Source organism: Microcoleus sp. BM001215392, from assembly GCF_036700185.1.
Taxonomy (GTDB): domain Bacteria; phylum Cyanobacteriota; class Cyanobacteriia; order Cyanobacteriales; family Microcoleaceae; genus Microcoleus.
In genome coordinates this window covers 1-9679 of the sequence record NZ_JAUBOJ010000306.1, presented here as the reverse complement: position 1 = coordinate 9679, position 9679 = coordinate 1, and the positions used below count along the sequence as shown (strand labels likewise).

Sequence of the window (9679 nt, the reverse complement as noted above, 5' to 3'; positions counted from 1 at the left end):
TTTAACCGATAAATTTTCGCCCAAATGCTACGCCCCTACATATACATTTCGACTTTTGCAAGAGATCTATACCCGAATTTTCAGGTGGGGAGCCAGAAGTGGCGAGTTCACACACCCTAAAAATCAGACTGTCAACTGCCAACTATTCCAAATGCTAGAGCGACTAAGATAGATTCAAGCTGCTGAGAAAGCGGTGCTGCATCAACCTTTAATTGGATAAAAACCGACATGATGGGATTAATCCTGGAAGCGCTCACAGCAATGGGACACAATGTCCGCTGGATGTCTTGGAATTTGTTTTTAGCTTTAGTACCGCTGGCTTTGAGTTTTTGGCTGTTCCGCAAACCTCGATCGCGCTGGCTGCTGTGGGGTACTTGCATTCTCTTGGGCGCTACTTTTTTGCCGAGCACGCGCCATGTCTTGTCCTACATCAAGCACATTGTACAGGATGTGGGCACAACTTATTTTTTGGGGGCGATCGCGATTACGCTAGCCCTGATGGCTGTTGATATCTGGGTACTGCGACAACGCGGAGTTCGCTCTCTCCGCTGGTGGGGGGGGTTTTTCTGGTCGATCGCATTTTTACCCAATGCACCCTACGTTTTAACTGATATCATTCACCTGATCGAGCAGATCAAACAGGAACACTCGGTGTGGACTGTGACTCTGGCTTTGATCCCGCAGTATCTGGTATTTATGCTGCTCGGATTTGGATCTTACGTGCTGTCGGTGATGAATTTGGGTTACTATCTGAAGCAACAGGGTTGGGGTAAAATTATCCTGGCAACGGAAATAACTATACACGCACTTTCGGCGATCGGCATTTATTTAGGGCGATTTATCCGCTTCAACACTTGGGACATTCTGACTAACCCCGATGCGTTGGTTAACACCGTCATGAATGACTTGATTGGTAAGCGTCCAGTTGTAGTAATGGCTGCAACTTTTGTAGTAATTGCTGTTTTGTATTGGGTGATGAAACAAGTGATTTTGGGGATTAGCCAGCGATTTTACAGCAGTCAATCGCCGTCGGAGGCGATCGGACACAGCGCGGCTTCTTCCGAACCCATCGATTTAAGATTTTAGATTCGCGAATTGAGACTTTACTCTACAGATGAATCTGCCAGCTTCAACTAAACTCCCAACTTTTTTAGTCTCCCTGACATGAGTCGGGAAACAAGCATCTGTCTGTGGCCTTGACAAATTTTTTCCCTCAAGTCTCGAATCAATTAGTTGAGCAATGGATCGCAAAAGTTGCTATCTTAGAAAAGTCTAAGTAGTTCTGTAAAAAGCAAAGATGAATCGATTTAACCGTCAGTTGTGGGAGAGATTTATTGCGATCGCTCAGCCTTACTTTTATCCTTTAGAGCCTGGGGGCGGCAGGGTTTTTCTAGGATTAGTAGCACTGTTGTTGATATTTCTATTCGCTGCGATGTTTGTACTCGTCAGTGTTGTGAGTTTGGGTGCTCAACTCTTTTTTCCTGAGGCTTTTAACGGGGTTGCGGCGGGCTTAGCTACTTTGATCAAAGGAATTATCTACTCACCGATAATTGCGATCGTAGCTTTAATGCTAATTATTCCTTTCGTGGCTTTTATGAGGTTCAAAGGCAGACTGACTGGGCACTGGCAGCCTTGGGCTTTATTGACTTTTCTGCTTTTTTTGTCCCTCTCAGTCAGCGGTCTAAATGTGATAATTAGTTATGTAGGTAACTTTTTTAATACAGCACTAGCAAAAAAAGACCAGCTCAATTACTGGAAATATCTGTTTGTTTATGCAGGGGTTTTTGCAGTAGGCACTCCCATTGTGGTAATTTACCGCTACATCCAAGATAAATTGAGTCTCTACTGGCGGGAGTGGATGACAGATAAGTTCCTGGACAAGTATTTTCAGAATCGGGCTTATTACGAAATAAACTCACAAAAGGAAATTGACAATCCCGACCAACGAATTTCTGAAGATATCAAATCATTTACTCGTACAAGTTTGGCATTTTTGCTCGTAATCCTAGGTTCAATAGTTGACATTATATCTTTCACTGGTATCCTGTGGTCAATCTCAAAACAGCTTTCAATTTTCTTGATTGTATACGCTATCTTGGGGACGGTTGCCACTCTGATTTTTGGTCAAAGATTAGTGCCTCTTAATTTTAACCAACTCAAAAAAGAAGCTAACTTCCGCTACGGACTGGTTCACATTCGCGACAATGCTGAATCTATTGCTTTTTACAGGGGTGAGGAGCAGGAAGCGAAGCAAATAAAACATCGGTTTATTGAAGTATTCCACAATTTTAATTTGCTAATTGGCTGGCAGCGAAATCTGGATTATTTTACAACGGGATACGGATATGCTGTGGTGATTATTCCGGCTTTGTTTCTAGCTCCTGCTTACTTTGCAGACAAAACAGATACAATCCAATTTGGAGATATCACTCAAGCAGGTTTTGCTTTCAGTCAGGTTTTAGGCGCTTTTTCGGTAGTGGTAACTCAGATTGAACCCCTAAGTTCTTTTGCAGCTAGTATCAATCGTTTGACTGTATTTACAGATACTTTGGAAGCAGAAAGGGCAGTGTATCGTGCAGGAGAAACGGCTATAGATGTGGTAGTAGATTCGCAGTTGGCGCTGCAACACGTTACCTTAGATACTCCGAAACATCAAAAGACTTTGATTAGGGATTTGTCGGTAGCAGTGCAGCCCGGTGAAGGCCTGTTAATTGTCGGTCAAAGCGGTGCTGGGAAGAGTTCTTTGCTGCGAGCAATTGCGGGTTTGTGGGACTCGGGAACGGGTCGTTTGGTGCGGCCCTCCTTGGGAGAAATGCTGTTTTTGCCGCAGCGTCCTTATATGATTTTGGGTAGTTTGCGATCGCAACTTCTGTATCCGAACACCACCAGCCAGGTTGATGAGGAAGAATTGCGCCGCGTTTTGGCATCAGTAAACTTAGCAGATTTGGCTGACAGATTGGGCGGTTTTGATGCGGATTTAGATTGGGCTGAGATTTTGTCCCTGGGAGAACAACAGCGTTTAGCTTTTGCCAGATTGTTGTTGACCGAACCGCGCTATGCTATTTTGGATGAGGCAACAAGTGCTTTGGATTTGAAGAACGAGCAACATTTATACGAGCAGTTGCAAGCAACTAAAACTACATTTGTGAGTGTCGGCCACCGATTGAGTTTGTTGAAATATCACGAGCAGGTTTTAGAACTTTTGGGCGAGGGGAATTGGCGGCTGCTTTCAGCAGAAGAATACCGGGCTAGCACTCAGGTTTTTGGCTGAGACAAAGCTGCTAAAGTTGAGAACGTGTCGGATAAATAACCGCGGCCGAATCATTTTATTGCTGTTGTTATATCCGACATAAAATTGCTCATTTTATCAGGGTTGGGAGGCTATTTGGTGTTGCATTGCTTTTTTGAACAGGTGTCAAGACTTATAATTAGGTAAGAAAAATAAACCTAATTAAACATCAAAGATGAATAGCTCTAAAGCTTGCTGTGTATGTCTTTTTGCTGCATCCTTCTTGTTACCGCGAACGAAGCAGACTTGTCAGTCAGCGTAGCCGAAGGAAGGGCTTCTGCCTTCTTGCTGATATCGATCGATCAAAAATAGCCGAAACAGCCAGAAGCAAGCTGAACTTTTGCAGGTTCAATTGTTCGCCCGCGAGAACTCAAAGAATATAATAGAAGATAGATTTTTACTACAGGCGAGATTCCTACCTTGACTACTCCGATTCCTCAAAACTTTGTGCAAACGATCGCTAAACAGCGCGGTGTCACAGATGCCGAGTTAGAGACACTGTTTATGGCTCTAGACGGTCAATCAACGGCTTCCATCGCCACGAAACTCGGCATTAGCGACATCGCAGTTCGCAAAAGACTCGGGGAAGTTTATAAAAAGTTTCAGATTGGGGGGAACGGCCCTGGAAAGTTGTCGGAATTGAGACATCAGTTGTTTTTTTCATACCACAGCGAGCAGGAAACAAGCGATTTTAGTCCCCAAGGTAAAGGTTCTCTATTCAAAATGCCGCTCCTCTCGGAGGGCTTTGCATTCGATCGCTTTCCGTTTGATCGCTTCGCTAACGCTAACGGGCGCCGACATGAAGATTGGGGCCAAGCACCCGATGTCTCGGTTTTTTACGGGCGGACTGAAGAATTAACTACTTTAAAGCAGTGGATAGTGTCCGATAATTGTCGCGTCGTAGCCCTGCTCGGTTTAGCTGGTAGCGGTAAAACAACTTTGTCGGTGGAGTTTGCAAAACAAGTACAGCAGGAGTTTGATTTTGTGATTTGGCGCTCGCTGCGATCGGCAGACACTCCGTCGGACTTCCTCGCGAGCTTAATTCAACTTTTTTCTAACCAACAAAAACCCGATCGGCCATTAGTTCAGGTCGCCCCTACGGGAGGCTCATCAACGAACAGGATCGACCTCAACGCCCAAATTTCGCGCTTAGTCGAGTACCTGCGCAAGCAGCGCTGTCTGCTGATTTTAGACGATTTTGAAGCAGTGCTGCGACCCGAAGAACTAGCAGGACATTACCGCGAAGGCTGCGAAGGCTATGCAGATTTAATTGTACGGCTCTGTGAGGTGAACCACCAGAGCTGTTTTGTCTTAGTTAGTGCAGAAGAACCTACAGAACTGAGTTTGCTCGCGGGAGACAAAGTGCGGTCTTTAAAGCCTGGTATTTCTGATGAAATTTCCCGCGAAATTTTCCAAAAAAAAGGCTTATTTCCTCAAGACAGAGAATGGGAATTATTGTTAACTCGGTACGGAGGCAATCTGTTAGCGTTAAAGATTGTGGCGACCACGATTAACGATTTTTTTGAGGGGAATATTGGCAAATTTTTGGCAGCGACGGCATTATTTATAGAAGAACGCATCAGCAATCTGCTCGCGCAGCAGTTCGATCGAATGTCGAGATCGGAACAAGAGATTTCCTACAGGCTGGCTATTGCTCAAAGTCCGATTTCCCTGGCGACTTTACGAGAGCAGATGTTGGTCGATTTGTCGCTTTCGGATTTGTTAAAAAATCTCGATTCTCTGGGTCGTCGCTCGCTGATTGAAAAAATGATTCAGGGCGGCGAAACTGTTTTTATGCTTCAGCCTTTAATCGTGCAATATGTCAGCGAAAGATTAGTCGATGGAATTTTTGCGGAAGTTTTAGAAACAATTAATACGCAAGGAATAGAAAGAATTTGGCTGTTAAAAACTCATAATCTCAGCCAGAGTATGGAGCGAGAAAAAGAAATCGAAGCAACGGGATCTATTTCTATTTTAGAATTAGTAAAAAATCGACTGCAAGTGTTGTTTATGAAAAATGCAGGCTTTGAAGAACCGCTAACTATCCTGACGAAAGTTGCCTCGAATTTGGCAGATAAATCGATGCTTGAGGTTGGATATGCGAGGGAAAATTTAGCGCAGATTATTGCAGAAATTCGGCGCTAAGATTGTGGTCGGCAAATTAGATCGATCGTGAAAACTAATGCAACAGTATTTGTAGGGTGTGTCGTCATAAAAAAATTTTCATTTCCAGCGACAATCGCAGGGCGACGCACCTTACAGGATAGTTGAGCAAACAACCCAAAAAATTGTTTTGTAGCAATAGTTTTTATAAATGGTATGAGAGACTTCTTGCAGAAATCTTTGATGCGAGCCGATCGACCGCAGATCTAAAGCAGATCGACACAGATAAACGCAGATAATTTCGCGATCGCAAAGCTTGGGAGTGCAAGAAGTCTAAGGTGCCGATCTATCAGATTGTCGATTTTTTCTGAGGAATTTTCGATGTATCCGCACCCTACGCTTCGTTCTGCCTTCTTGCTTGGGCCACAAAAAAGCGATCGCCCTTTAACAAAAGCAATCGCCCAATTTTCAGAAACAACAGAATTGGATAAGATTATTTGACAATACCCAAAACCGATGCAGATTCAGACCCGGTAATTTTGCCCAAAGCAGGCACTGCTGGAGCCTGTGCAATTTTGGGAACCAAAAATCCCTTTGCATAAATCTGAGGATTTTGTTGAACGATGAGGGTGTAAGACTGGCGGACTTCGGCGTTAACAGCCACAGTCTTCGCGTCATAAACCTGCATCGCCATGTTCGGATAAAAACCAATGCCGACAATCGGGATCAAAAAGCAAAATGCGATCGCCACTTCGCGAGGTTGAGCATCGATAAACGGTGCATCACCAGGCAAAACGCAACTATTACCGAAACAAACCGCTTCATCCAGATTGTTTCGCTGATTCTGCAAATTTAGATCCTCAAGATCGCAAGCTGCCAATGTTCCACAGTTATAAAATAACTGTCGCAGCATCGAGAGTAAATAAATCGGTGTCAAAATCAGTCCCACTGCCGCCAGGAACACTATTACTGCGCGGAAAGAAGTACCGTACATATCGCTAGTTGCGACGCCCACAAACACTGACAATTCGCTAGCAAAACCGCTCATCCCAGGGAGTGCCAAAGAAGCCATCGCGCCCGCCGTAAACAAGGCAAACACTTTCGGCATTACTTTGCCAATCTCGCCCATCTCGTCCATGATCATGGTATGGGTGCGATCGTAAGTCACGCCAGCTAGGAAAAACAATACTGAGGCGATCAAACCGTGGGAAATCATTTGCAGCAGCGCCCCGTTGATTCCCAAATCCGTGAAGGAAGCAATACCCAACAACACGAATCCCATGTGAGAAATCGACGAATTCGCCAAGCGGCGCTTCATGTTGGTTTGGCCGAAGGAATTCAGCGCGCCGTAAATAATGTTAACTACGCCGAGCACCGCCATAATCGGTGCAAAATAAACGTGTGCTTTGGGAAGAAGTTCTAAATTCAGGCGAATCAGTCCGTAGCCGCCCATTTTCAGCAACACGCCGGCCAGAATCATCGACACAGGAGAAGATGCTTCACCGTGGGCATCAGGTAGCCACGTGTGGAAGGGGAAAATCGCCAGTTTGACGCCGAAGGCAATAAACAATCCGGCATAAAGTAGGATTTCTAAACCTAGCGGATAGTCCTTCAAGCCCAGTTCTACCATGTCGAAGGTAACGTTTCCTCCGCCGTAGAATCCCATTGCTAAGGCAGCGATCAGAATAAAGATAGAAGCGCCGGCGGTGTAAATCAAGAATTTGGTAGCTGCGTAGCGGCGGTTTTGTCCGCCCCAAATCGAGATTAGCAAGTACACCGGAATTAGTTCTAATTCCCAGACAATGAACAGCAACATGATGTCTTGGGCGACAAATACTCCGATTTGTGCCGAGTACATCACCAGCATTAGGAAGTAGAAGAGTTTTGGCTTGCGATCGACTTCCCATGCAGCAAAAATCGATAGCGTCGTCACCAATCCCGCCAACAACACCAGCGGAACCGACAATCCGTCAACCGAAACAGACCAGTTGAGGCCTAAAGAGGGTATCCAGGAATATTTCTCGACAATTTGGAAAGTAGAGATGCTTGGATCGTAGTGCGTCCAAAACACCCAACACATTAATACAAAGTCTGCAATGCCTACGCCCAGGGCATACCAACGCACAGTTTTGCCGTCTGTATCGGGTATAAAAGGGATGGCGAGGGAAGCTACGAGGGGTAGCATGACTATTGCGGTCAGCCAAGGAAATTGATCCGCTATCATGATATTGAGAATAAATACTTAGTTGGAAGTTATCACAATTATAATACTTAATTTAATAAAAACTTAACATTTACAAATATTTTTTTATCCAAATATGGGGACTGCAAACTAAACCACACATAGCCACAAATGTCAAGAACTTTAGCAGTTAATTTTAGTTAGAAGTTATGAGCGGGACTTAAACATTTTCTAGCTTCTAAAGTGGCTGAAAACGTCTGTGGGCAAGGAGCGTGAGGTCTATGACCTAAAACTGCCTGAAACATGATTGATACTGGAGTCAGGCACATTGGAGCTAAAAGTCTTTAATATGTCTGGGTTTGAAGCCTTTTTTGTCTCAGTTTTTGTTGGAGTCCCGTTACAAATTTTGGGATCGCTGCGAGCGATCGCATTTGTAGTAGTCTAATCACTAGAAAACAGAATATTGGAGTATACTGGAGTATTTCTTTATATATCGGATCGTTTCAGTGATGTATCTATTTACGCTGAATTGATGCAGGATTTCATGAGTATTATGCACTGCTTTAGTAGTCGTCTTTACTTTTTGCGACGATACAAAGACCATTAGCAAAGAAGAAATAACGGCCGACAAAAAGTCTTCGGAACCTATTGACGAATCGGAGTATATTGCAATATCATTGTGAAATGCTCAAACGCCAAAAAGGATATTCAATCGCCACCAAATCAGTTAAAGCGAAATTAATTCGCTCAAAATTTGATATGCAGGAAACCAAAGATGCTTATAACGAAGTAGTGCATTTTTATTTCCTGTTAATTGCCGAAAATCCTCAAGGCGTTAGCATTCCGGTTCAGTCTAATGGTGGTTGGCGATTCTACGAACTACTAACCGCTGGTCATCAGTTTATCAATGGTTTCCCTTCTCCATTAAAAAGAGCCGCAATCCGACAAGCCATCGGCGCTTACGAAAGCTGGAATTCAACCTATCAAAAATGGTTGAATCGTCCGAATCGAATGAGGCATCACAAACCCCCCGTTCACCCTAGAGTGTTCCGGTTTAACCCGCAGTACGACTCAGGGATGTGGAAAGAGGATGATGGCTTCTCCATTGTTTTGAAAATGCGAGTAGGTGATTCATGGAAGTGGATCAAGCACCAATACCAATGTCCTGCTATTTCGACGGAATGGGTAAAAGGTTCTCCAAGAATTCAGGTACAAAACGGTTCTTTGTGGCTGGTTTTTCCGCTGGAAAAGTATGTCCCTGCAACTGGAGGTATAAAGGGACTCATGTCTAAAACCGCATTTAGAACCTGCGGGATTGACATGGATCTCGACAAGTTTATTGTCATTGCAACCGTTCTAGAAACCAACGACAGAGGCGAAACGACTGAGCTCGCTAGACACTTGATCAACCAGTCGCGTCATGTAGCTCGTAGGAAGCGGGATCTAGGACGAATTGCCATTAAAATGAGACAAACCAAAATAGTAAGTCGTGGCTTTGCGAAATCGAAATGGGACTCAATAACGGCTAGAGAAATTGACTTTTCTAGGGCTGTTGCAAGGAAGCTTGTTGAGTTTGCAAAGCACTGGAAAGTGGATGTAATTAGTTTTGAACATCTAGGTAATCTTCGTCCCCAAAAAGGCAAATTTTCTAGAAGATCAAACCAAAAACGCGCCTACTGGCTCAAGGGAAAGGTTTTTGAGCAAGTCAAGCGAATTGCGTATCAAGATTATGCAATTCTGACAACTCGCGTCAGCCCGATGAATACGAGCCGTCTTAGTCCGTGGGGAGAGCCACTTTGGAGAGGAGCTAAGTTTCCGCCTGACTTACTTGGATTTGAGGGTTATCAGCCTGGAGCTGCATTAGTGGCGACTGTTGGTGGGTACAAGGCTCACTCTGGATTAAATGCTGCCCGAAATGTGGCATTAAAAGCAATCAAGCGCCACCTATCAGAGGCTGTGCTCAATCTTAAAAAGCCTTAAGTAGTAATATTTGAGGTGTGCAATCAAACTAGAACGGTGTTAGCGACTACCACTTTGATTGTACGAGGCTAGGGTAAACTGCCTAAAAATTCCTACCTTACTACGCTCTATTTGGTTGGGACTAG

General features: G+C 44.3%; 5 protein-coding genes. 4 read left to right on the top strand and 1 reads right to left on the bottom strand.

Annotated features, from left to right (window positions below):
- The first annotated feature begins 228 nt into the window (after positions 1-228).
- The 3 genes from QT974_RS25535 to QT974_RS25525 all read left to right on the top strand — a co-directional run bounded on the left by QT974_RS25535 (position 229) and on the right by QT974_RS25525 (position 5434).
- Positions 229-1086, top strand: coding sequence for a DUF1361 domain-containing protein (locus QT974_RS25535; protein ID WP_333471211.1), 858 nt, complete (start codon positions 229-231; stop codon positions 1084-1086).
- Positions 1087-1297: 211 nt separating this feature from the next.
- Positions 1298-3271 carry an ABC transporter ATP-binding protein/permease gene (locus tag QT974_RS25530; protein WP_333471210.1) on the top strand — a complete coding sequence of 658 codons (1974 nt, stop codon included), beginning with the start codon at positions 1298-1300 and terminating at the stop codon, positions 3269-3271.
- A gap of 438 nt (positions 3272-3709) precedes the next feature.
- Positions 3710-5434 (top strand): NB-ARC domain-containing protein, encoded by a 1725-nt coding sequence (locus tag QT974_RS25525; protein WP_333471209.1) that lies wholly within the window; start codon positions 3710-3712, stop codon positions 5432-5434.
- A gap of 451 nt (positions 5435-5885) precedes the next feature.
- On the opposite strand, the gene QT974_RS25520 is transcribed toward QT974_RS25525, so the two are convergent.
- A complete protein-coding gene (locus tag QT974_RS25520) occupies positions 5886-7616 on the bottom strand; it encodes an NAD(P)H-quinone oxidoreductase subunit 4 (RefSeq protein ID WP_333471208.1) in 1731 nt (576 codons plus the stop codon).
- 642 nt (positions 7617-8258) lie between these two features.
- Here QT974_RS25520 and QT974_RS25515 point away from each other — a divergent pair.
- Positions 8259-9554 carry a hypothetical protein gene (locus tag QT974_RS25515; protein WP_333471207.1) on the top strand — a complete coding sequence of 432 codons (1296 nt, stop codon included), beginning with the start codon at positions 8259-8261 and terminating at the stop codon, positions 9552-9554.
- The last annotated feature ends 125 nt before the right edge of the window (positions 9555-9679 follow it).

What these genes read in the sequence shown, in the direction of transcription:
- QT974_RS25515 (WP_333471207.1), top strand. Translation starts at nt 8,259, where the DNA reads ATGCTCAAACGCCAAAAAGGATATTCAATCGCCACCAAATCAGTTAAA.
- QT974_RS25520 (WP_333471208.1), bottom strand. Translation starts at nt 7,616, where the DNA reads ATGATAGCGGATCAATTTCCTTGGCTGACCGCAATAGTCATGCTACCC.
- QT974_RS25530 (WP_333471210.1), top strand. Translation starts at nt 1,298, where the DNA reads ATGAATCGATTTAACCGTCAGTTGTGGGAGAGATTTATTGCGATCGCT.
- QT974_RS25535 (WP_333471211.1), top strand. Translation starts at nt 229, where the DNA reads ATGATGGGATTAATCCTGGAAGCGCTCACAGCAATGGGACACAATGTC.